At 57.1% G+C, this 23,893-nt stretch carries 19 protein-coding genes; 8 read left to right on the top strand and 11 right to left on the bottom strand.

Features of this window, described 5'->3' with window-relative positions; all coding sequences use genetic code 11:
- Positions 1-83 precede the first annotated feature (83 nt).
- Positions 84-719: an LppP/LprE family lipoprotein gene (locus JTM80_RS11385; protein ID WP_172357996.1), complete on the bottom strand. Its 636-nt coding sequence runs from the start codon at positions 717-719 to the stop codon at positions 84-86.
- A 265-nt stretch (positions 720-984) separates the two neighbouring features.
- Between JTM80_RS11385 and JTM80_RS11380 the strand changes: the two genes are divergently transcribed.
- Entirely contained in the window at positions 985-1,782 is a 798-nt protein-coding gene (locus JTM80_RS11380) for a hypothetical protein (protein WP_205369433.1), read from the top strand.
- A 142-nt stretch (positions 1,783-1,924) separates the two neighbouring features.
- On the opposite strand, the gene JTM80_RS11375 is transcribed toward JTM80_RS11380, so the two are convergent.
- Together JTM80_RS11375 and JTM80_RS11370 are read right to left on the bottom strand one after the other, a co-directional pair.
- Positions 1,925-2,908, bottom strand: a complete 984-nt coding sequence (locus JTM80_RS11375) for a glycosyltransferase (protein WP_172357998.1) — start codon at positions 2,906-2,908, stop codon at positions 1,925-1,927.
- A gap of 227 nt (positions 2,909-3,135) precedes the next feature.
- A complete protein-coding gene (locus tag JTM80_RS11370) occupies positions 3,136-3,567 on the bottom strand; it encodes a CAAD domain-containing protein (protein ID WP_172357999.1) in 432 nt (143 codons plus the stop codon).
- 595 nt (positions 3,568-4,162) lie between these two features.
- Between JTM80_RS11370 and hppD the strand changes: the two genes are divergently transcribed.
- The gene (hppD, locus tag JTM80_RS11365) at positions 4,163-5,278 is read left to right on the top strand and encodes a 4-hydroxyphenylpyruvate dioxygenase (protein ID WP_205369431.1); all 1,116 of its coding nucleotides are present in this window, start codon (positions 4,163-4,165) and stop codon (positions 5,276-5,278) included.
- Positions 5,279-5,339: 61 nt separating this feature from the next.
- On the opposite strand, the gene JTM80_RS11360 is transcribed toward hppD, so the two are convergent.
- The 5 genes from JTM80_RS11360 to psbV form a co-directional block, all read right to left on the bottom strand.
- The gene (locus tag JTM80_RS11360) at positions 5,340-6,782 is read right to left on the bottom strand and encodes a sodium/glutamate symporter (RefSeq protein ID WP_205369430.1); all 1,443 of its coding nucleotides are present in this window, start codon (positions 6,780-6,782) and stop codon (positions 5,340-5,342) included.
- A gap of 375 nt (positions 6,783-7,157) precedes the next feature.
- Positions 7,158-7,865 (bottom strand): N-acetylmuramoyl-L-alanine amidase, encoded by a 708-nt coding sequence (locus JTM80_RS11355; protein WP_172358002.1) that lies wholly within the window; start codon positions 7,863-7,865, stop codon positions 7,158-7,160.
- Positions 7,866-8,009: 144 nt separating this feature from the next.
- Complete coding sequence (locus JTM80_RS11350; RefSeq protein WP_172358003.1) at positions 8,010-8,597, bottom strand: DUF924 family protein; 588 nt, start codon at positions 8,595-8,597, stop codon at positions 8,010-8,012.
- Positions 8,598-8,787: 190 nt separating this feature from the next.
- Positions 8,788-10,275, bottom strand: a complete 1,488-nt coding sequence (locus JTM80_RS11345; RefSeq protein WP_205371203.1) for a WD40 repeat domain-containing protein — start codon at positions 10,273-10,275, stop codon at positions 8,788-8,790.
- A 548-nt stretch (positions 10,276-10,823) separates the two neighbouring features.
- Positions 10,824-11,315, bottom strand: a complete 492-nt coding sequence (gene psbV, locus JTM80_RS11340) for a photosystem II cytochrome c-550 (protein WP_068515074.1) — start codon at positions 11,313-11,315, stop codon at positions 10,824-10,826.
- A gap of 545 nt (positions 11,316-11,860) precedes the next feature.
- On the opposite strand from psbV, the gene JTM80_RS11335 reads away from it, so the two are divergent.
- The 5 genes from JTM80_RS11335 (at position 11,861) to mutY (ending at position 14,930) form a co-directional block, all read left to right on the top strand.
- On the top strand, positions 11,861-12,232 hold the full coding sequence (locus JTM80_RS11335; RefSeq protein ID WP_172358005.1) for a PleD family two-component system response regulator: 372 nt from the start codon (positions 11,861-11,863) through the stop codon (positions 12,230-12,232).
- A 152-nt stretch (positions 12,233-12,384) separates the two neighbouring features.
- Positions 12,385-12,816, top strand: a complete 432-nt coding sequence (locus JTM80_RS11330) for an NUDIX hydrolase (protein ID WP_172358006.1) — start codon at positions 12,385-12,387, stop codon at positions 12,814-12,816.
- A gap of 35 nt (positions 12,817-12,851) precedes the next feature.
- Positions 12,852-13,241, top strand: a complete 390-nt coding sequence (locus JTM80_RS11325) for a RidA family protein (protein WP_172358007.1) — start codon at positions 12,852-12,854, stop codon at positions 13,239-13,241.
- 133 nt (positions 13,242-13,374) lie between these two features.
- A complete protein-coding gene (locus JTM80_RS11320) occupies positions 13,375-13,707 on the top strand; it encodes a DUF760 domain-containing protein (protein WP_068515063.1) in 333 nt (110 codons plus the stop codon).
- Positions 13,708-13,868: 161 nt separating this feature from the next.
- Positions 13,869-14,930 carry an A/G-specific adenine glycosylase gene (gene mutY / locus JTM80_RS11315; RefSeq protein WP_225906853.1) on the top strand — a complete coding sequence of 354 codons (1,062 nt, stop codon included), beginning with the start codon at positions 13,869-13,871 and terminating at the stop codon, positions 14,928-14,930.
- A 110-nt stretch (positions 14,931-15,040) separates the two neighbouring features.
- Here the strand turns inward: mutY and nblS are convergent, their stop codons facing one another.
- Both nblS and JTM80_RS11305 read right to left on the bottom strand, forming a co-directional pair.
- Positions 15,041-17,047, bottom strand: coding sequence for a two-component system sensor histidine kinase NblS (nblS, locus tag JTM80_RS11310; RefSeq protein WP_172358008.1), 2,007 nt, complete (start codon positions 17,045-17,047; stop codon positions 15,041-15,043).
- A gap of 155 nt (positions 17,048-17,202) precedes the next feature.
- Entirely contained in the window at positions 17,203-18,351 is a 1,149-nt protein-coding gene (locus JTM80_RS11305; RefSeq protein ID WP_172358009.1) for a glycosyltransferase, read from the bottom strand.
- A 242-nt stretch (positions 18,352-18,593) separates the two neighbouring features.
- Here JTM80_RS11305 and JTM80_RS11300 point away from each other — a divergent pair, with 242 nt between their 5' ends.
- A complete protein-coding gene (locus JTM80_RS11300) occupies positions 18,594-19,736 on the top strand; it encodes a transporter substrate-binding domain-containing protein (RefSeq protein WP_172358010.1) in 1,143 nt (380 codons plus the stop codon).
- A 246-nt stretch (positions 19,737-19,982) separates the two neighbouring features.
- On the opposite strand, the gene alaS is transcribed toward JTM80_RS11300, so the two are convergent.
- Positions 19,983-22,661, bottom strand: coding sequence for an alanine--tRNA ligase (gene alaS, locus JTM80_RS11295; protein ID WP_205371200.1), 2,679 nt, complete (start codon positions 22,659-22,661; stop codon positions 19,983-19,985).
- Positions 22,662-23,893: the final 1,232 nt, after the last annotated feature.

The following is a 23,893-nucleotide window of genomic DNA, read 5'->3' as shown; positions in this document are numbered from 1 at the left end:
TGTCAGCAGCATCTATTCCACTACTCTAAGGGCGGAAGCAGATCTAGAGGGCATCACTTGAGCCTGAGAATTGTAACCCGCCGCTATTGGGCATCGGGGCTAGAAAAGGTTGCTGCTGGCAAGTTGGGAACCAGAATTACAGTATCACCTTCAGTCTGAATTTCGTAGAACACGCGGCTCTCTCTAGAGGCGCAGCACAGCGGATCGCCGGATTCGTAGCGATTAAACTGGGCACTCAGTCCGTCTGCACCATACAAATCCACGCTAAAGACGCTGCCATCGGTTCGGGAGTCCATCAGGATGGGCGACAGCGTGCCCACAAACGCACCTTTGTTAAACACAAACACCTGATAGCGGAGGGGGCGACACATGCCGTCAGTATTCGCCATGCCTGTGATTACGGTTGTGTCGTTGAAAACCTGAGCGGCTCCGGTCAGCGTCCAGCCCGCAGCCTGCACCAGCGCATCTTCAGGCAGCGTTGCCTGTCGAAACGATTGCATACAATACTCCAGGTTGCTACCGCTCTCTGGCTGGGGCGCGGCAGGGATGGCAGCACCGGGCTGGTTCCAGTTGGGCATATTGTCGTCCAGCCAGGAGCCGCTGGGGTCGGGTGGAGGGGTTTGGGCGATTCGCGAAGCGATTCCTGCGGGAATCGCCCCCGATAGCCCAGTCACCCAAGTCAGAAATACAGCGCTAAAAAGGGAAATAGAACGACGCATAGGGCTAGTTTTTACAAGAATTTCCTTACAAGAATTTCCAAAGGACGTTTGAACGGAAATTAAGCAGGAATCTGACGGAGATTGGCAAAGAAATAGAATACAAGTAGTTATACCAGAGGAACCGTAGAGCGAATCGAACTGCCCAATTTCTCACTCTCCCAGGCTAGCCCCGATGCCCGCGCAGTCCTCTAATTACCAACCCCAGGCAAGCGATACCACCGTAGCCGCAGACCAGCTGCGGTTCAGGCTGCTGCGCCAACAGTCTATGGCCAGTCGCCTGGAAATGGCAGCCGCGCTGGAACGGAGTGCTCGTGAGCTGTCCTGGGTCAGCCTCCAGCAGCGGTTCCCATCTTTGCTTCCCGAGGCATTTGCCGAAAAAGTGCTGCGAACCTGGTGTGGAGGGCGGTTCTGTTCGGATGTTCTCGAAGGCATATTGGCGAACATCAGCCCAAGCCCCGCTTTACCAGGGAAAGACATGAACTGGATTCAAGACTCTCTAGCCCTGGCAGTGCAGTTGCATTCCATTTTTCAATCGCTAGGTGTGGATTACTACATCACGGGCGGAGTTGCCGCAACCGCCTACGGAGAACCCAGAACCACTCAAGACTTAGACGTAGTGTTGAATTTGAACCCGGATTTGAATCCCGCAGATTTGACACAACTGATTTCAGCGCTGGAAGCAGCAGGTTTTTATGTGCCAGGAGTGGAAGAAGTCCTAACCAGACAAACGCGCACGTTGCAGATTATTCATCAGGAAACCATCCTCCAGGCTGATCTGGTGCTATCTGGCGCGGATGCGTTTGATATGGAAAAGTTTCGGCGGCGGCGGCGACTGTCGATTCCCAATCGGGGCGACTTTTACTTTGCGTCTCCAGAAGATTTGATTTTGAGCAAGCTGCAATGGCGGCAATCTAGCCAGTCAGAGAAGCAGTGGCGAGACATTCTAGGAATCTTGAAAACCCAGACGGATCAGCTTGACATCGCCTACTTGCAACATTGGTCTGCCCAATTGGGGGTTGCGGCTGATCTGGAACAAGCGTTTCAGGAATCGGGTTTGATTTAGGGATAAGACACACGCAGTTGGGGGATTTCTCACGGGCGTATTCCGCAAGAAATCGCCCAAAACCCAGAAAACTTAATCGCAAGTGCGTAAATCCCAAGGGATTGGGGTGTAGAGACGAGGGTTAGGACAGACGACAGCAGCATTACTTGTATTCGATCAGCGCGTTGCGGCGGCCCAGCAGGCGATTGGTGTGAAATTGCAGCACGCCCACCAGCCCTGGAAACTTGCCCAATACGCAGGATGCGGCATAAGGCAGCGCGTCGGAGGCCTTGTAGCCCTGCTGCTTGAAATAGCGGTAGATGCGATAGGTCATGAGCGGATAGCCTAGCAGCAGCAGCAGGCTGAGACCCTTGGTCAACGGTGCAAGGGCGATCGCCCCCAGGGGAATTCCCAATCCCCATAGCCAGATGCTCCGCGTTTCCTTGACCCAGTGCCCTTCGGGTGGGGCCCCGTGCAACCAAGAGCCTTCGGCGTAGGCGTGGCCGGCCCGCTTGGTGCGCTTCCACCACTGAGCAAAGCGCGTCATGTTGGCATCGTGTAGGGTCATCTCGGTATCCAGCCGGAAGATTTTCCAGCCCTGCTGCCGCAGCCGCACGCAGAGTTCTGGCTCCTCGCCCGCGATCAGCGCGGGGTTATAACCGCCCACCTGCTGCACCGCCGCCACCCGCATCAGCGCATCGCCGCCACAGGCCTTGGCCTCGCCCACGGGCGTATTCCACTCCATGTCGCAGAGGCGGTTGTACAGCGTGGCATCCGGGAAGCGCTCCCGCCGCCGCCCGCAGACCACCGCCCAGTCGGGATGGTCGTGCAGGGCTTGGGTAGCCTGCTCTATCCAGCCGGAGACAATTTCGCAGTCGCCATCGACAAACTGCACAAACTCTGCATGGGGCAGCAGTTCCAGCAGTCGAGCAAATCCGGCATTGCGGGCGCGGGCGGCGGTGAAGGGAATCGACAGATCCAGCGCGACCACCTCCGCACCGAGCGATCGCGCTAGTTCCACGCTCCCGTCTGTAGAGCCAGAATCGACGTAGACCACCTGCGCCGCCCGACCCACCACCGACGAGAGACATTGCCGCAGGCGATCGCCCTCGTTGCGCCCAATTGCAACAACTCCCACGCTGTCCATCGAGTTGCCCTCTGAGTTGAGTTGCCCTCTGTTAATCTCTTCGTTCCCTTTCGGTGCCCTCTAGCGCCCTTCTAGCGCTCTTTATAGTGCCCTCTTAGAACCCTTGTAGTGCCCTTTCCATTAAGCAAGCGCTGCTATACAGACACTTCCATCTCTAGATTACCCAGTTTCTAGGGCAACCCCGCAATGAGATAACGCTTCAAGACAACTCAAGCCCTGGCCAAGCCCTAGAGCGGCGGGTTATTGCGATGCCCCAGCACTTGCGACTTTAGCTCGTTGAAATCGTTGACCAGTTCCTTCCGATTTGAGGCCCGCAGCAAATAGCGATAGACAAACCACGCCGTGTAGCCCAGCCCAATCAGCTCAAAGGTAGGAGCCAGCAGGGGAATATCGTTGACCGACCGCAGAATCGCCAGCACCAGCCGCACCGCAATCAGCGCTGCCAGCAGCAGACCAATGGTGACAAAGGGGCTTTTGTACTGCCCAAAAAACTCAGATAGGTATTTGGGCAGGTCGGCAACGAATTCTGTTGCTTTGTCCACGTACTCACGCCACTCTTCGCCCGTGTTTTCCTCGGTGCCGAAGGGAGTCAGCTTTCCAGTGTCCTCGGCGTTGATAAAGTCAGGGGTGTTAATTTCGTTTTTGACTTCAGGTTCCATAACCGTTCCTTATTACAACAACAATCGGGTGACAGCAATCTGAGGTTTTGCGATCTGAGGTTTCGCAATTGGATACTGTTGAACCGTGTTCAGACCGGACAGCGCTTGCCAAGATGATAGTCTAACGAACTGCTGTCCTCTGGCAACAACGATTTGTAACTCCTCTTGTAGCTCCTCTTGTCAGTACTCCTGTAACCACTCCTATAACTGCTCCTGCACTTCTCGCCCTGCAATCTCCGTCTAGAACGACAGAAACCTTGCAGGAAAAGACATTTAGATTTTTTCAAAAAAAATCTTATCTTTAGATTCCATTTGACACTAAAGCAGACCTTGAGAAAATGCAAGACTACCCTCCTGTCTTGTCGAACAACCTGAGTCTTGCAGGACAAGCGCAAGAGAGGGAGAGCGATTGGCGATCAAAGAGTTGACAAATCTTTAACTTGGGACGGCGACTCCCATGCTTCCTTATGCTCTCGTTCTCAGGCTTCCCCGTATTTGGGGTAGTCTCCCTCGCTGCATTTTAGACAGACACGCGATAAGCTGAGGGCGTTTGGTGTGGGTGTGTTTGGGTTGCATTTTGGTAGGCAGGCTGACGATGGACATTCAGCATATTCACTTCTATGTAGGCCATGCGGGGGAATGGCGCGAGTGGTTGATCGAGCGGTTGGGCTTTTTGCCTGTGGCGACGGCCCGCAGCCGCGAAACCTGGACAGAAATCGTGCGCTGTGGGGGGGTGTGGATAGCGGTATCCTCAGCCCGAACCCGCAGTAGCCCAGTGGCGCGTTATCTCGATCAGCACCCGCCCGGAGTCGCGGACTTGGCGTTTGGGGTGAGCAATGTGGCGGCGGTCATGACCCAGGCGATCGCCGCTGGAGCAACTGTCTTGCAGCCCGTCACAGAAGAAGACCTGCTCAACGGCACTCTGCGCTGGGGGGCGATCGCCGGATGGCAAGATTTGCGTCACACGCTGCTGGACTGGTCGGGGCAGGCGGCAGTCCCCATCTGGGCCACCTTGCCCGATTTAGAAACGCTGGACTTTTGGGAGCCGGGAGCCATGTCACCCCACTGCGCTGGTTTTTTTGAACAAATCGACCATGCAGTGCTGAATGTGGCCGCGGGCAACCTGGAACCAGCTACCCTCTGGTATGAACAGGTGCTAGGGCTGCGGCGACAGCAGGGCTTCACTATTCAGACCGAGCGTTCGGGCCTGTGCAGTCGCGTGTTGGGGCATCCTGGCGGCACGGTGCAATTGCCGATCAATGAACCCGCCTCGCCCAACTCGCAAATTCAGGAATTTCTCGATATCAACCGGGGCGCAGGGATTCAGCATGTTGCGCTGCGGACGCGGGATGCCCTGGGGGCGATCGCCCAGTTGCGCCAGCGCGGGGTCGAGTTTCTCGATGTGCCGCTGGAATATTATACCCAGCTGCGGCAGCGTGAGGGCTTTTCGCTGTCGGAGGAGGCCTGGCGGGCGATCGCCCAGCAGCAAATCCTGGTAGATTGGGCCGCCCATGAACCCAACGCCATGCTGCTCCAGGCGTTTACCCAGCCCATCTTTCCGCAGCCGACTTTTTTCCTGGAAGTGATCGAACGCCGCGCCTACTGGGCCGGTCAGCAGCAGCGCCTCCCTGACGGCTTTGGCGAGGGCAATTTTCAAGCCCTGTTTCGCGCAATGGAGCGAGAGCAGCAGAAGCGGGGGAGTCTGGGGTAAGGAGAGGCATCCCTCTGCATGGCTGTTGCGGCCCCCAACCCTGCTGCTCCTGCTGCCCCGGTTACACAGGCGTTGCCGAGGAATGCCGCCGTTCCTGTCGCATCAGCAGATAGCCCACCACCAGCCAGAAAATCAGCAGTCCACCCGTCAGCAGCAACACAGGAACCAGTCCCCAGCTATTCACCAGGGCCGGAGCCGCAGCGGTAAATAGGCCGCCGCCCACGATGGGTTCAAAGAACAACTGCTTGTAGGCGAAGCTTTCAAATGCGCCGGTGCTGTTGTCGGGGTCTACCATTCGCAGAAGCAAAATGCCCGTTGCGGTCACGCCCATCGACTGGCCCATGTCGCCGATGCCCTTTTCAAACCAATGTTGCGAAAACAGGCGCGGAGCCAGCCACAGGAAGATGAGTATGTTCCACAAAATGCCCAGGATGCTGAGCGTCAGAAACACACCCAAGTTGCCGCCGATCACCCGCAGCGAGATGGAGGCGATCGCCGCAATCACGACCACATCCAGCGCCACGCCCGCGATGTTTTGAATCATCGGGCGAATGACCAGCGCCCCCAGCCCCAGCCGATTCAGAATGGACTGAGTGATAATGCCGCCCACCAGCGCCAGCGGAAACAGCGGCACAAACGGCATCACCACAAAGCCCGTCTGTCCCCAAGTGACGGACTCAAACCACTTCAGCGCCTCTAGCAAGAGCCAGCCAAGGGCGATCGCCATGCCGACGATGCCAAAGTTGATCGACAGCGGATCGACCAGCAGATTTCGCAGCAGCCGCGCCCGCTGCTGGCGCAGTTCCGGCGTTTCGGCCACCACGTTCAGGTCGGGAATTTCCTCTGGCTCGATGGCGTTTCGGTTAATCGAAGCGACATAGCCCTTGCGCCGCCCCCAGTCGGCCAGCGCCGTGCCTAGCACAATACCCGACACAATGCCCACCGTCGCCAGACCAATCGCCAGATCTGCGCCATCGGCATATCCCAGATTGTTCAGCGTTTCTGCCATACCGCCCGCCGTGCCGTGGCCGCCCTCAAAGGCGATTTCGATCAAGCAGGAGGCGATCGGGTTTGCCCCAAACACCGGCCCCAAAATCAGCAGCGTGGCCAAAATGCCGACGACATATTGTCCCCAAGCGAGGGTCTGCCCAAACACCACCTGAGGCGCGGCTTTGCGCCAAATGTCGCGTGGCGGCGGAATCGTCTCACCGAGAAATAGCGCGGCAAAGACGATGTTGATAAACACACCGGGAGCCTGCGACCAGACGGTGCGGACATTTTCGGAAAACAGACCGCCCGCCAGCAGCGACTCTTCGCCACCAATGGACGTGGCGATCGCCCCCAATACCTGCGGCCCCAGCAGCAGCGCCAGCACCCCTGCAATGATCGACGCAGGCAAATAAAGCCGTTGAAAAAAGCGAATTTTATGCTTCAAATAGCGCCCCGCCAGCAGCAATATCGCCAGCAGCACAAAGGCAAATAAGACCGTTCGTAAATTAAACACGATTTCTCCCAGCCCTTACGGCAGATGACCAACCCGCCCGTCAACCCATTTGCAACGCTGCAAGTTTTTGGAGACGGGCGGATGACAACTTGATTGCTATATAGCCTTTTATTAAGGCAGCAAGCCGTAACTCAGGGCACAGGTTTGATAGGAAGTGTTACAGAGGACGGGGAAACAGAGTGAGGCGGATTTTGGATTTTGGATTGGCGATTTTGGATTGGCAGCCGCCGAAGCCCGCCTGTTGACGCTCCAAGATTTTCCTGATTTTGGATTTTGGATTGGCAGTTCTGGATTGGCAAGTTTGGATTACCGGGCAAACCGCTGCGGGCTTCTCGCAATGTTTGGGAACCCTGGAGCCTGAAGCAGCGCCAGCCCCTAGAAATTCCGCATCACCCACTGCTGAAACTCCGAGTCTGTCCCAAAGATCAGGCTGGGGCACTGGGTCGCCCGCACGCTGCGGTGGGTGACGAGATTGGCCTTGGGAATCCCATAGGCATCCAGCAAAAACCGGATCAGCGTGATGCTGGACTTTTCCTGGGCAGGCGTGAAGCCCTTCTGCGCGGGCGTGGCCTCGTGTTCAACACCGATAGAGCGATCGTTCACATCCTTATTGCCCGCATGAAAGGCGCAGTAGTCGTCCTGCACCATCTGAATAATTTCGCCAGAGCGGTCGATGATGTAGTGCGCCGACACCTGCGAGGTCGAGCTTTGGAACGTGTTGATGGCGCTCTGCACCGGAGCCACCGTGTTGTGAAACACAATGGTATTAATTTTGAACCCTTCACGGCGAGCGCGATAGTTGGACGGGTGCGCCGGGATAAACGTCACCTGGGGTTTGGGCATTCCGCCGGAGCCGCCGCCTTCGTGGCCGGTTCCGGGCTTGGGCTGGGGTTCTGGCCCCGGCACGCCGACCGCCACCACCATACCCCCCGGCGCATCGGCTCGCTTAAACCACTCGTGCATTGGGCGAATGTTGAGTTCCTTTTCGCCATTAGCGCGGGGCTTTTTGAAGATTCGCTCAAGGTAGTAGCCGCCTTCCATCAGGTAAATGGCAGAGTCGGTTTCTTTGATCCAGGTTGCCATGGGGGTTGTCTCCTAGCGTTGCACCGATTTTGGATTTTAGATTTTGGATTTTTCGTTCTTCGCTCTTCGCTCTTCCTTCTTCGCTCTTCCTTCAAATCCAAAATCGAGAACTAACATAGTCTACCCAGAGTGACAATAGTCTAGCTAGAATGACGAACCGGGCTGCTTGAGAAATTCGACTTCTTCTGGTGTGGAGCGTCGCCCCAGAATATGATTGCGATGGGGAAAGCGGCCGAATCGCTGGATTACGTCGCGGTGGCGCAGGGCATAGTCATAGGGGTCGCGCAGTTCGGGGGCGATCGCCGCTAGTTTTTGCATCAAGTCTACACACTGCTGCTGGTGCGCTAGGTTTTCGCTATGTTCCAGCGGTAGGTAGAGAAACAGCCGTTCCAGCGGATTCATTGCCTGATCCAGCCCACGGGCGATCGCCCCCTGGCTCACCTCCAGTGCTTTTGCGTCTGTGGCAAAGGCTTTGGGCGTGTTGCGAAAGATATTGCGCGGAATCTGATCTAGCAGCAGCACCAGCGCCAGACAGAAACGCGGTTCCCCCTGCCACTCGTCCAGTTCGCCCCTGGCGGCCTGCTCATAGAGCGGCAAGAAGCGATCGCGCATCTGTTCGTCTGTTTTTGGGTTTTTGGTAAACCACAGCTTGCGACGCTGCTCGTAGCTTCGGTCTGTTTCGTCGGGCGCACCAAACCAGAAGTCCAGAAGGTCGTTGGGTGAAGGAGGCATATCTGTCTTAGGTTAGAGGGAGGTTCAAGCATTTTGGAACACGGTAGGACGATTGCCACCGAAGGAACGTCTACATCAGGTAGCAGGTAGGTAGATAGACCAGATTAAAAAACAGATCCTGAACCCTGCGCCGCCCGCTGCGCGGGCGGCGCAGGGTCTTTGGGTTTTATATTTGCTAATGTCTGCCTACTTAGGAAGGATCTGCGCTGAGTAACGCGGGCAGTTCCCAAATCCGAGCGGTGCCGTCTGCCCCTGCGGAGGCTAGCCATTTGCCATCGGGACGAAAGCTAACGCTCCAAACTGCACGGCGATGTCCCTCAAAGGTTTCCACCAGTCCACCATGTCGATTCCAGAGACGAACCGTGCCATCGGTGCTGGCGGTGGCAAGATGCGCCTGATCTGGGCTAAAGGCAACGTCCCACACGGCGCGTCGATTGTCCCCAAAGATGGCGAGCGATCGCCCAGTCAGGCTCCACAATCGAGCCGTGCCGTCGCCTCCGGCCGTGGCGAGGCGCTGGCCGTCGGGGCTAAAGGCAACACTCCACACGGCGCGATCGTGCCCGCGAAATACTGCAAGCTGGCGACCCGTTAAAGTCCACAGCCTGGCTGTACCATCGGCTCCGGCGGTGGCGAGGCGCTGGCCGTCGGGGCTAAAGGCAACACTCCAAACGGCGCGGTTGTGTCCCCGAAACACGACCAACTCCCGCCCCTCCAAATCCCACAGGCGGGCTGTGCCGTCGGGGCTGGCGGTGGCGAGGCGCTGGCCGTTGGGGCTAAAGGCGACATCCCACACCGCGCGATCGCCCGCTGAAATTACCGTCAGTTCGTCGCCATTCAGGGCCCACAGGCGGGCGGTGCCGTCGGCTCCGGCCGTGGCGAGGCGCTGACCATCCGGGCTAAACACCACGTTCCACACCGCACGTTTATGGCCCACCAGTTGGGCTAGCTCATGACCTGCATCGTCCCACAGGCGAGCCGTGCCGTCGGCTCCAGCCGTGGCGAGGTGCTGACCATCCGGGCTGAACACCACGCTCCACACCGCGCGTTGATGTCTCTGTAGCACCCTGATCTGATGCTCTGGCGGTTCTGGCGTTTGGGGAAAAGCTGAACGGGAGTCGGGCGATCGCCCCTGGGTTTCTGGGGTCGAAGGGGCTGATCCAGAGGCAGGCAAGTTTGGGCTGGGGAGTGTCGCCGCAGGAACAGCTACGGGACGCGCTAAGTCCGCTAGCATGAGGCGATCGCCTTGTTTACTTGGCGTTGTTTTACTTGGCGTTGTTTTACTTGGCGTTGTTTTACTTGGCGTTACAGAGCGACCTGCCTTTGGAAACTTCGGCGGCTGCCAGACCCGAAACACCTGCTGCCAGCGATCGCCCGCTTCCTTCCAAAAAGCATCGGCTGTCTCTATTGATCTGGAACCCATCGCTGATCTGGAACCCATCGCAATCTCTGCTGCACACCCAGTTGCATGCTCTCCTGCACGTTCTTCTGCACGCTCTGCTGCAACCTGGGGGGTAATTAGCGCCGGAGCCATCTGGGATTGCCGCTCTAGCAATAGTCCAGACCCCTGGCTCTCGTCTGGTGCAAAGGCGCTGCCATACAATAGCCATCCGCCCAAGAGCCAAGCGCCAAGAACTATGGCAACCTGGGCCACCCGCTGGCGGTGTCGCTTGGAACCCAAACCATTCATCTAGCGAAGGGCGATCGCGCAGCCGGGGCCATCTGTAAAACCATGACACAAAACCATGACAGGCCTGACCAGGACAAGCCTGACTATACTGGCTGCCCCGTCCGAAAATAACGATCGCTTGACTACATATTTTGCTATTGCGTTTTTTGCTATCGCGTTTTATCACTGCGTTTTGCCATCGCGCATCCAATCGATCCAGGACAGCGGCAGACGATAGCAGCAAGAGAATGGGCAGGCAGTTTTTCTAATGGCATTTTCTAATAGAAAAGCGGGCATTGACTGCTCTAAACGCTGCCAAAACCCGCCGCTCAAAAAGAATGCGCGTCTCACGGTCGTTCGCATCGGCTGCAAGCACACAGGCTGCAAGCACATGGGGCACAACCAAATGCCACCCTGCCGTATGAACCTCCATCGATGGGCCGCACTCCCTATGTACAAATGCAGGCACTCGACGTGTAGGCACTCACCGTGCCGACATTCACCGTGCCGAAATTCACCGTGCCGACATTCGCCGTGTGAACACTGGCATTCGCTGTGATTTAGTAGTAAATCTTACCACCGCCCCACTTAGCGCCCACCACCTTGGGCTGAATCAGGATGTGACCCGCAATCACCTTCAGGTCGTCCTGCGTCAGGTTCCGCATCTTAGGGAAGATGTCGGTACTCTTGGTGCTGGGATGCAGTTCCGAAATTTCGGTCTGTCCGTCATAGGTGGTGGGATTGTTCATGTAGTCCACCAGGGCTTCGATGTTGGTGCGCGGGGGCGTTGCTAGCGCCAGAGTTTCGGGATCTAGCCCTACGTTAGGGTCGGTTTTGGTGATGCCGCCGACGTGACACTGACCACAGGCGTAGTTAAACAGGCGCTTGCCGTCCGCAACCTGCTTTTGCGTGAGCGTGATCGTGTCTCCTGCCGCATTGAGAGGCACCGTGCGCGTCGCAGCGTCGAGTTCAGCGGCGATCGCAGCCCCACCGACAACCTGGAAGATAAAAAGGGCTATCCCCACAACTAGCCAGACGTATCTCTTAAGCACAGAAATCGTTCTCCTTCCATCCAAGAACATCAATAATAAATTGAGGCAGCTACAGACCCAACTCTATCCTGACCCGGTGTGGTGGCTCAGTCCGCGATGTCTAAGCATGAACCCCGGACAGGACAGAACTGCAACCTGGTGAAGCTGCCAAAAATGGCTCAGATACCTGCAAATTAAATTGAACTCAGATATCGGCAGCTCAACACAGCATCCGGCAACCTGACCCAACTCTTCTCGCCCCACCACAGGGTTTTCCAGCCACAGCCTTAAATGAGATGAATTGTTAAGGTATGTCAGGCAATCCTAGTTCTTTATCATGCCATCGATTGAGACTCTTTATGAAGGGACTCTGGAGATTGTGACGAGATTCTGGAAGGATTGTGTAGAGCAATGTGGAGCAACGTGGAGCAATGTAGAGCAATATTCTTGGGCGATCGCCCAAGCCGTGCGTCAGGTCTGCCTTCTCTAGGCGAGAATGGGAATACTCCTGAAGGGATTTGCGATTTGTCCAGCCCCCATCCAGCAAGCCGGAGTCAAGACAAACCATGAGAACCGTGTTGATTGTGGACGACAGCCAAACCCTGCGGCAAATGCTTTTGGAACTGCTTCAGGGTAACGGACTCCAAGTCATGGAGGCAACCAACGGCATCGAGGCCAAGGCGATGATCCAATCCAACGCCCCGGATCTGGTCATCACTGACCTGATCATGCCGGAGATGAACGGCTACGAACTTTGTCGCTGGATCAAGAACGACCCCGCTGCTCAAAAAATTCCCGTCCTCATCTGCTCGACAAAAAGCGAAGAATTTGACCGCTATTGGGGCATGAAGCAGGGCGCAGATGCTTATATCACCAAGCCCTTTCACCCGCCAGAACTGCTGAAGACCGTCAAGCAACTGCTCCAGAGCCACCGCTAGGGATGACCATTGCTTGCTGAAAACATCATCGGGGTTCAAAGCAATAAATCTTGCCCACGTTAAATTCTGCCAGGGTATTCGGACGCGCCAAAAGGGTCTATGCTGCTTAGCAAGTCTGGTGCTGTCTATACGTCCCTCAAAAACATAGACCTGTGAGCTACAGGAATCCCGTTCCCACCGTAGATATCATCATTGAACTCATGGATCGGCCCTACCGACCCATTGTGCTAATCGAGCGGCTAAACCCTCCCTTTGGCTGGGCCCTGCCGGGGGGGTTTGTGGACTATGGCGAGTCGGTGGAGGATGCTGCCGAGCGCGAGGCCGCTGAGGAAACTGGGCTACAAGTCAAGCTAACGGAGCAGTTTCAGGTTTATTCCGACCCGCAGCGAGACCCCCGGTTGCACACCCTCAGTGTTGTGTTTTTGGCAACGGCCAAGGGTGACCCCTTTGCGGGCGACGATGCTAAAAATCTGGGCGTGTTTGAGATTTGGGATTTGCCCAGCAATTTGTGCTTTGACCATGACCGGATCTTGCGGGATTATCGCTATTTTCGGGAGCATGGGCTGCGGCCAAAGTTGGGATAGCGCTTTGGATAAATCTAAGGTGAGGAGGATATGGTATGCGGGAAGTGATTCGGACGGAGGCGGCTCCGGCTCCGGTGGGGCCCTACAGTCAGGCGATCGCCGCTCAGGGACGATTGGTGTTTGTGGCGGGGCAGATCCCGCTGCATCCCGAAACAGGGGCGATCGTGGGCGAAGATGTCGCCACCCAAACAGAGCAAGTGCTGGCCAATCTGGAAGCAATTTTGAAAGCTGCGGGCGCAACCTTTGCCGATGTGGTCAAGACCACGGTTTTCTTGGCCGACATGAATGACTTTGTGGCTATGAACGGTGTGTATACCCGCGTTTTTGATGAAGCAACGGCCCCAGCAAGGGCCTGTGTGCAGGTAGCGCGGCTGCCCAAGGACGTGCGCGTAGAGATTGAGTGCATTGCCGTTGTGCCCGCCTGAAGAGAAGGGAGTAGGATGGCGGGGGCAAATTCGCAAAATTGACACCTGGCGGTTCGGTTCACCCACCTCCCCCTGCCCCGGCAGGATTGTTACAGTATTAATCAATAACCACTGTCTGAGCGAGGTTACTGCTGTGAACAATGCGTCTAACAAAATCTCAGAGCTGTTTGGCGATGGTGCAGAATCGGGAAATTTGCTCTGGCAGTATGTCCAATCCATGAGTCCTGAGACGGTCGCTCAGCTCTCCAAGCCTGGCTCGCAGGAAGTGTTTCAGGTCATGGAACGCAACATTATCGGACTGCTGGGTGGCTTGCCCTCTGAGCATTTTGACGTGTCGATTACGACCAGCCGCGAGAATCTGGGTCGCCTGCTGGCTTCGGCGATGATGAGCGGCTACTTTCTCCGCAACGCTGAGCAGCGCATGGCGTTTGAGCGATCGCTCCAGGATGTGCCCGAAGTTGGTTAGGTGCGTCTGTGAGTCAAGGTTCGGATTTTAACTCCTGTTTTCTGGGTTCTAGCTCGGTCGATCCGGTGGGTCGGTCGAGCTTTCACTTTGCAGCGGCAGATGAAGGGGCAGCGGCAGATGAAGGGGCAGCGGCGGCGGAAGGGGCAGCGGCCTGTTGGGATATTGCGGAATTGCGGCGATCGCTCCTGTGCTGGTATGGGGCCCAAGGTCGCGACCTGCCCTGGCGACGCAGCCGCGACCCCTACGCCATCTGGGTTTCGGAAATCATGCTCCAGCAAACCCAGGTGAAAACGGTGATTCCCTACTACGAGCGCTGGCTGGCGCAGTTTCCTACCGTGACTGCACTGGCCGCCGCCGACCAAACCCAAGTCCTCAAAGCCTGGGAAGGGCTGGGATACTATGCCCGTGCCCGCAATCTGCATCGCGCTGCTCAGGTGATTGTTGAGCAACATGGCGGCCAGTTTCCTGCCGATCTGTCCACAGCGCTTACCCTCCCCGGCATCGGGCGCACCACCGCTGGGGGCATCCTCAGTGCCGCATTTAACCAACCCGTACCCATTTTGGATGGTAATGTGAAGCGAGTGCTGGCGCGATTGCTGGCAGTAGCAGTGCCGCCCAATCGCGCTCTGGCTGCACTCTGGCAAGCGTCGGAAGCGCTCCTCGATCCGCAGCGTCCACGAGATTTTAACCAAGCATTGATGGATCTGGGCGCGACCTGCTGTACGCCGCGTAACCCTGCTTGCTTGCTCTGTCCCTGGCAACCCCACTGTCTTGCCCATCAGCGAAACATGCAGAACGAATTGCCCATTGCCGAAACTCGCGCCCCGCTGCCCCACAAGCAAATCGGCGTGGCCGTCATCTGGAACGAGCAGGGACACATCCTGATCGATCGGCGCAAGCCCGAAGGACTGCTGGGCGGGCTATGGGAATTTCCAGGCGGCAAGATCGAGCCGGGCGAAACGGTGCAAGACTGTATCCGCCGCGAAATTTGGGAAGAGTTGGGGATTGAAATTGAAGTGGGCGATCGCCTGATTGTCATCGACCACGCCTATACCCACTTCCGCGTCACGCTGAATGTCTATCACTGTCGCCACCTCAGCGGCGACCCCCAGCCCATCGAGTGCGACGAGGTGCGCTGGGTCACGGCGGCAGAGCTAGACCAGTTTCCCTTTCCCAAAGCGAACCTGCAAATCATCGCGGCTATCCGAGCAGCAAGCACTTAGGAATCTGAATAGGAATCTGAATTTTTAGCAAAAGCTTCAGCGGCACGCACAGTCGGATTGAGTGCCAAATCTTTTCTGTTTCTCTGAGCCTGAATTTCTCTAACCCTGAATTATTTCGCGACCTGCGGTTCTAGCGACGGGGGGGCAGGGGAATCGGTGGTCTTGCCGTTGTTCAGCGCCCCATCCAGCAGCGGCGTGTCCTTCTGGAACACGGGCAGATCGAACCAGAAGGTTGTCCCCACGCCGACTTCGCTCACCAGATGCACGCGGCTATGGTGCTTTTCGATGATATTCCGCACAATGGACAGCCCCAGCCCTGTGCCCTCCAGCGTGTGAACCCGGTTCTCCACCCGGAAGAAGCGGTCGAAGATGCAGGCCTGATCTTCAGCGTCGATGCCAATGCCCGTATCCGAAACCTCCACGCGCACGCAGGTCGCCAAGTGGGGATGCTCCGGTTCGCAGCCCATTGCGTAGGCACGAATTGCAATGCGCCCGCCTGCCTGGGTGAATTTCAGGGCGTTCCCCAGCAGGTTATTCAACACTTGCAGCAGCAGGTCATAGTTGCCCAGCACCGTCGGCAGGTGTAGCTCCACATCCTGCACCAGTTCGATTGCCTTGTCGCGGGCGTTGAGCTGGTGGGTGCGGAGGGTCTGCTCGATGGGCTGCGTCAGGTCGATCGCCTCGAAGTGATAGCGCTTGTTGGACTCCAGACGCGACAGATCCAGCACGTCGTTGACCAGGCGCGTCAGGCGATCGGTTTCCCGGTTTGCCGTTTCCAGGAATTCCCGCTTCTCGTCGTTGCTTAGGTCTTCGCCATACTCATGCAGCGTTTCGATGAACGACTTGATGTTAAACAGCGGGGTTCGCAGTTCGTGCGATACGTTGCTGATGAACTGGCTTTTGGCTTCGTTTAGCTCCACCTCGCGGGTGATGTCCTGCACCGTGATGGCGATGCCTTTCACATTTTCGCGGGACTGGTCTAGCACCGTATTCAGCAGCACCCGCAGCGTCCGGTTGACGGGTTCTGGCACGGCGATGGTGAACTCTGATTCAGCGCGATCGCGCAGCATGTCTGACGATAGCCCTTCCTGCGTAATCTCTTGAAGCGGCTGGCTGAGGGCTGCTTTGACTGGCTCTGGCAGGAGGTTTAGCACGGGCTGTCCCAGCAGATCCGGCGTATTTTCCCAGCCAAACAGACGACGTGCCGTGGGGTTCACCAGGATTACGTCCATATCGGAATCGAGCAGCACGGCTCCATCGGCAATCGTAGACACCAGCGTTTCCAGCTTGGCCTTTTCAGCAGTCAGTTCTTCGATGTTTTGCTCTTCGTAGCGCTCCAGCCGCTCCGCCATTTCGTTGAAGTTCAGAATCAGTTCGCCCAGCTCTCCGCCAAAGGGCAGGTCGATACGCTGCTTAAAATTCCCGGCGGCAATGTTTTTCACGCCCACCAGCAGTTCCTTGATCGGCTTGGTGATTTGCAGCGCGTTAAACACCGCCCCCAAGATCACCATCACCCAGATGGACACGAAAACGGCGATTGTCACGTCTCGCGTCAGGTGAGAGGACGTGACCACAGTGGGGTTTGGATTTGTGCCGATGGCTAAAACGCCCAGATACTTGCCGTTGTAGTTCAGCGGCACAAAGACATCCGTCACTTCTCCATCGGGCGTGAGGTGCTGGCGCACCATCGGATATTCCAGCGCCGGATTGAAGTTTTCGGGAAGCTGCATCCGGCGACGGATGGTGAGCGAGTTTTGCACCTCGGACTGGGAATAGGGGATGCCGAAGAAAATTTCGCCATCGGCATCGGCGTAGAGCATGTAGCGGACACTGGAGGTGCTGCTGTAGAAGCGCTGGGAGAAACGAGCCAGTTCCGTTAGGTTGTTTTCGCCCACCAGCGGCGCAACGTTGGCCGACAGCAACAAGCCCAGGTCGCTGCCAAAGCGTGTGTCGTTGAGCCGCGCATCCTGCTGAATTGAGTTCACTGCCCAAAAGGTCAGCCCGCTCATCAGCAGCGACACCATTAGCGTGCCGATCGCCATCAGCTTGGTCTGGAGCGTAAATTCCGACCACCAGCGGCGAATGATGTCTTGGAGTTGCTTTAGCAGATTTAGCAAAGCCGCACTATCTACCCAGAATGCAAGATGAGCAAGGATTCTAGCAGTACCAGGGGCCATAGTGCGCCCTGGTCATTTGCCAAAAATGTGTTCCTCCTATCATACAACCGTCTTCACCGTGACATGCGGCGTTGGGGTTCTACGGCAGTGTTCCGTCACTCCATTCCTGCCAGTATGCGCTGCAACTGGGCGCGAATCTCGGCATTTACGTGGTCAATGTGAAAGCGGTAGCTGGCGAAAGATTGGGCGGCGATCGCCCTCGCCTCTCCTACCTCTGGCTGCTGGAAACACTGCTGAATCGCAGCGGCCAGCGCGACGGCATCACCCGGCGACGTGAGCCAGCCTGTTTTTTCTGGATCAATCAATTCCCTCACGCCGCCTGCGTCGGCGGCAACGACCGGGCGACCACAGAGCATTCCTTCCACCACAACGCGCCCGAAGGGTTCCGGGGCGGTAGAGGTATGGGCAATCAGGTCGCAGGCGTGCATCAGCGAGGTCACGTCGGACTGGAAGCCCAAGAACAGGACGCGATCGCCCAGCCCCAGCGCCTCGACCTGCCGCCGCAATTGTTTCGCGTACTCTTCTTCGCCAAACAGAGCCTCACCCACCAGTATGGCGGCAACCTGCGGCGGGCACGCTGCCAGCGCCTCGACCAGCACATGCTGTCCCTTCCAGGGCGACAGACGGCTGAAATGCCCCACCACAAAGGAATTTTCTAGCCCCCAGGCTCGTCGCAGCGTGGCTCGATCCTGGCGGGGCTGGCGATAGGCCGCGGGCTGGAAGCCGTTGTAGATCACAACCGTGCGATCGCCCTTTCCACCTGCGTCGATGAGCGCCTGCCGACTGGCTTGGGAATTGGCAATCACCAGCGCGGCGCGATTGGCCAGCGCCACGGCGATGCGTTGGTTGGTGCGGCTGAAGTGGTCGAGCGAGAGGATATCGTGCAGGTGATAGACCAGCGGGCGGCGGGCCAGAAAGCTGGCGATCGCCCCCACCACCAGCGCTTTTTGCGTATTGGCGTAAATCAGGTCATAATCTCGCGCCAGCTTTGCCACACGACCAATCAGCGGCGCAAGCCGTCCCAAACTCGTTAAGCCTTGCCGCAGTCCACTTTCTTTGCGAACTTGCAGCCCGTTCTGCATCAGCACTTGCACCGGGATCTGGCGCTGCTCCAGCAGAGTTTTGAACGAACCGTCGGCAAACAGGGCCACTCGGCAGGTTTCCCGGTAGGGTGCAGCGATATCTAGCAGGCAAAGCTCTGCGCCGCCTGGTTTGCCGCTTTGGTCGAGAAACAGAATTTTCATCAGCCGGGGAGGAGATGGGAAGACCTGTTAGAGAAATTGCCTGGGAACGGCAAATCAGGTGGCTTTTGGGTTTTGGATTTTGGATTTTGGCGGGTTTTGGCGAGATTTTGGCAGCCTGTGTCGCCGGGATGCTTGGCATTCTCAATCATCGTATTGGAAACTGGCGTATTGGAAGCGGGTGCAATGGCTAGTGCAATGTCGGCTTGGGAGGCGTGAGGGTCTGCGTGGAACAGAGATGGAACGTGAGATGGGATGCCACATGGAAGGCGGCAGTGTGGACCGTGGGCTGTGTGCTGGCGATAGAGGTAGTTGGGACAGCGGCCAGTTGGGCCCAGACGGCTCAACCGTCTCCTGTGTCTTCGCCCATGCTGGCAGAGCGATCGCTCCGGGTGGGCGTAAAGCCGATTGAGCCGTTTGTGTTTGCCGCAGAGCAGGGCAACCCGACGGGCTATAGCATTGACCTGTGGACGGCGATCGCCCCGCAAATTAACGCCCAAACCCGGTATGTGGTCTATGACACTACGCCGGAACTGCTAGATGCGCTGCGGCAAGGCGAGGTCGATGTGGCAATCGCGGGCATTTCCATCACCGCCCATCGGGAAGCCACAGGACTCGACTTTTCTCACCCCACCTATGAGGCGGGGCTGCAATTACTCGTGATGCGATCGCAAAAATCCCAGGTTGCTCGGCTGCTCGATTATCTAGGCGGCGGCAGAGCCTTGCAAGCGGTCGGCCGCGTTTTGCTTAGCTCGATCGTCGTCGGATTCTTAATCTGGCTATTTGAGCGGCGACACAATCCCCACTTTCAGCAGGGGCCGCTGGCGGGGATTGGGCAGGGCATCTGGTTTGCCGTGGTGACGCTGGGCACTTTTGGCTATGGCGACGTAACGCCTGTGGGCTTGCCGGGGCGCATTGTGGCGGGACTCTGGATGGGGGTTAGCTTTTTCATCCTGGCGGACTTTATCTCAGCTATGACGACGGCTCGCCAGCAGGCTGCCCCGGTGCAAAGCCTGAGCGATCTTGCCGGACAGCCCATCGGCGCGAGCCAGGGCACGACTGCCGATTATTTTTTGCGAACCAAGCCCGTGAAGCGAGTGCCAATGGAGGATTTGGAAGCCTCGCTGAGGGCGCTGCGGTCGGGCGAAGTGGCGGCAATTGTGATAGACCGTCCTGTGGCAGAATACCTGACGGCTCAGGAGCCTGACCTAGTGATGGCGGGCGATCGCCTCAGTCGGGAACACTACGGCATTGCCCTGCGGGAGGGCGACGAACTCCGCGAAGAGATCAATCGCGCCCTGCTAACCCTGCAAGAGAAGGAATACTTCGAGTTTTTGTGCCGCAAATGGTTTGGAGAGCCACAGCAGCAGCGATCAGGACATCCTTAGGACTTACGCAGTTGGACAATGTCTTGCGGGCGCAACCTGTGAGACATTGTCCAAAACCCAAAGCGCTTATCGCAAGTGCGTCAGTCCTGATCCTAATTAACCTGGCAATATTTGATCTCGCATTCCGCCCCCTCTCATCCCCCAGCCGCTTCTTCCAGAGTGGGCTTAACGCCTTCGGCATACCAGCAAAGGGGGAGGGAGGTTGGCAACGTTGCACATCTCGTTCGGACGTTTAACCCAGAGCGGCTAACCCAGAGCGGCATGGATCTGCGATCGCGCTTCGGTGAGGGCTTCGGTCAGCTTGCTGGGGTCGCGGCCGCCGGCCTGGGCAAAGTTGGGTCGGCCGCCGCCACCGCCGCCGCAGAGTTTGGCGATCGCCCCGATCAGCTTTCCGGCTTGCAGACCTTTTTGATTGACCGCTGGGCTAAAGGCGGCGACAAGGGCGACTTTATCGGCGGCAGGGGCAGAGCCGAGGAATACTGCGCCTTCGCCCAGCTTTTGCAGCAAACGTTCGGCGGCGGTTTTCAGCGCGTCTGCGTCGGCATTGGGCATTTCTGCCACCAGGATTTTGAAATCGCCCAACGCTTCTGCCTGGTCGATTAGCTGATCCGATTGGGCGATCGCCAGTTCTGCCTTCAATGCGGCGAGTTCTTTGTGAGTCGTCTTTAGCTCGTCCTGAAGCGCGGTGATGCGGTCGGGAATCTCTTCGGGCTTGGCTTTGAAGCGATCGCCCAGGTCGCGCACCACCCTGTCGCGCAGGTTCAGGTATTCCAGCACCGCAGGCCCCGCAACGGCTTCGATGCGGCGCACCCCAGCAGACACGCCCGTTTCCGAGATGATTTTGAATAGACCAATCTCAGCCGTGTTGCTGACGTGGGTGCCGCCACATAGTTCCATCGACACGCCGGGAAAGTCGATAACGCGCACCTCGTCGGCATATTTTTCGCCAAACATGGCGGTTGCGCCCTTGGCTTTGGCAGTGGCCAGCGGCATGATGGACACGTCCGCTGCGTGGGCTTCGGCAATCCAGGTGTTCACCTGGTCTTCGATCTGCTGAATTTCCTCCGCTGTCAGCGGCCGCGCCAAGTTATAGTCAAACCGCAGCCGGTCAAAGGCGACCATTGATCCCTGCTGACCAATGTTCTCATCAATGAGTTTCTTCAGCGCGGCCTGGAGCAGGTGCGTCGCCGTATGGTTGGCTTGGGCGCGGCGGCGGCAGGCGAGGTCGATCTGGGCGGTGAGGCGATCGCCCGTTTTCAGCGTGCCCGCTTCCACTGTGCCAAAGTGAACGAAAATTGCTCCATCCTTTTGCACGTCTTGGACGCGCACCCGCAGCCCTGCTTCACCCAGCAAAACGCCGCGATCGCCCACCTGCCCGCCCGATTCGGCATAGAACGGCGTTTGGTCGAGAACCACCTGCACGTCGGTTCCCGCAGCAGCCGTGTCCACAGGCTTGCCCTGTACCAGCACCAGCTTCACCTCCGCCTCTGCTTGCGGCTGGGTATAGCCCAAAAAGCTGGTTTCGTGCAGGTTCTCCGCCAGCGTGTCGAGGCTGCCCTGCACAGTGAGGTCGATGGTTTCGTGGGCTGCCCGAGCGCGATCGCGCTGTTTCTCCATTTCCACCTCAAAGCCGTCGGTGTTCACCGTCAGCCCTGCTTCTTCAGCAATTTCTTGGGTTAGCTCCAGCGGGAAGCCGTAGGTGTCGTAGAGCGTGAAGGCATCCTGTCCCGAAATTTGCCCCTTTGCAGGCAACTTGGCAATGATGTCTGCCAGCAGCTTTTCGCCGCGCTCCAGGGTTTCCAGAAAACGGGATTCTTCCAGCGCCAGTTCGGTCTTGATGGCTTTTTCGCGCTGGCGCAGGTTGGGGTAGGCGGCTTCAGCAAGGGCGATCGCCGACTCGGCCACCTGGGTAATGAACGGCTGCTCGATGCCAATCAGCCGCCCGTGGCGCACCACACGGCGAATCAGGCGACGCAGCACATAGCCCCGCCCCAAATTAGAGGCGTTCACCCCGTCGGCGATCAGATGCGTCACAGCGCGAACGTGGTCGCCGATCACCTTCAGCGAGGTTTTGGTTTTTTCGTCGCAGGCAGAATAGTCCAGACCTGCAATCTGTGCGGCGGTTTGGATAATCGGGAAAATCAGGTCGGTTTCGTAGTTATTCGGCACGCGCTGGAGAATCTGCGCCATCCGCTCCAGCCCCATGCCCGTGTCGATGTTCTGCGCGGATAGCGGGGTCAGGTTGCCCTCTGCGTCCTGGTTGTATTGCATAAACACCAGGTTATAGAACTCGATGAAGCGGGTGTCGTCTTCTAGATCGATATGATCGTCGCCCCGCTCTGGGTGAAAGTCGTAGTAAATCTCGGAGCAGGGGCCGCAGGGGCCCGTCGGGCCAGACTGCCAGAAGTTGTCTTTCTCGTCCATCCGCTTAATGCGGGCTTCGGGAATGCCGATCTGGTCGCGCCAGATGGCGAAGGCTTCGTCGTCTTCCCGAAAGACGCTGACCACCAATCGTTCTGGAGGCAGCTTAAAGACTTCGGTCGAGAGTTCCCACGCCCAGGCGATCGCCTTTTCTTTGAAATAGTCGCCAAAGCTAAAGTTGCCCAGCATTTCAAAGAAAGTGTGGTGACGAGCCGTGCGGCCGACGTTCTCGATGTCGTTGGTGCGAATGCACTTTTGCGAAGAGGTGGCACGGGGAAACTCGGCGGCCCGCTGCCCCAGGAAAATTGGCTTGAACGGCAGCATTCCGGCGATCGTCAGCAGCACCGTTGGGTCTTCGGGCACCAGCGAGGCGCTGGGGAGAACCTGATGCCCCCGCTCGGCATAAAAATCGAGAAAGGTCTGGCGAATCTGCGCCCCACTGAGGTTGGGCGGCTGGGTCGAAGCGGCAGAACGGGACGGTGATTTGGGCGGCGATTTAGGCATAGGTTAACTCGAAACAGGCCGAGAGAGGGATTGGAGATCAGGGCTGCAAGCAGTGGCGGGCAGGGCTGGGCTAAGGGGATATGGCTCAGGATAGGGGCGATCGCACGAGTTTTGATGAACCCCATACGGCTTGCTAAATCGCTCAGGCAGACGCTTGCAAGCCAAACAACTGCCAACTAAACAATTACAAGCTACCCAATCGCGAACCGATCAATTGCAAGCCACACCACAAGCCACACAATTGGAACGACGCAAATCTTATCAAAAATCCTGGTTACTACGATCTTGCTATCTGGCTGGCAGATTCAGCAACCCAAAAATCAGGAAATGCTGAGGGAATTTTGCTGGACTTTGGGTATCCTGACAAAATCCATCAGCACCGTATCAGCCACAGCACATCAACAACAGCACATGATTAACAGCACATTATTTAGACAATTTATTTAGACAATTTAGACAGCTAGACCTGACTGCCTGACACATCTCTGGGAACTTCTGATTTCTCATAGGGAACACTAGCCAAAAAGCCCCTTCGACCAAGTCCTCCGGTTTCAACTCAAAGGCTATGGGCTTCGACTCCAGGGAAACGCATTTTCAAGGACTTCAGGACTTGTGTCAGGCAACCAACAGCTAGACAGCAGTATCAGCAATCAGGGGTGTCTCAGGGGTGTCTCAGAGGGTGTTTGAAAAGGTATCGCCTGTAATGTTAAGCACTCAGAGATCCCCCCTGCCCCCCTTAAAAAGGGGGGAAACCGCCTTAAAGTCCGCCTTTTTAAGGGGGATTTAGGGGGATCTTGCACGCTTTGCTACAAACAGTAGGACTTTTCAAATATCCTCTCAGGGGTGTCTCAGGGATGTCTCAAGGATGTCAATGATGAATGGCGGCGTGTCATCCTCACGACTTCACAGAGCCAGCTTCGCAGAATCAGTCAGCAATCTCACATTAATCTAGGCAGTGTCTTAAAACTTTCTAGATCGTTGATTGCCTTGAGTCGATCCCCCTAAATCCCCCTTATTAAGGGGGACTTCCGGAGTGGTTCGGCTCGGTTCCCCCCTTTTTTAAGGGGGGCTAGGGGGGATCGAAGGGTTTTCAAGTAGGCCTAGAGTGACGTTTTTGATGATAAGTGTCCTGAGATTTCTCTATGTTTTAATGTGGCAGGTTTGTGGTATTTTCAAGTGTGGCTATTGGGATAACTGACCGAAATCTTCCAAAGCAGGGCTTTATTGAACCA

This window comes from Thermoleptolyngbya sp. PKUAC-SCTB121 (genome assembly GCF_016919485.1).
In the GTDB taxonomy this organism is placed as follows: domain Bacteria; phylum Cyanobacteriota; class Cyanobacteriia; order Elainellales; family Elainellaceae; genus Thermoleptolyngbya; species Thermoleptolyngbya sichuanensis.
This window is presented reverse-complemented; position numbering and strand designations above follow the sequence as displayed.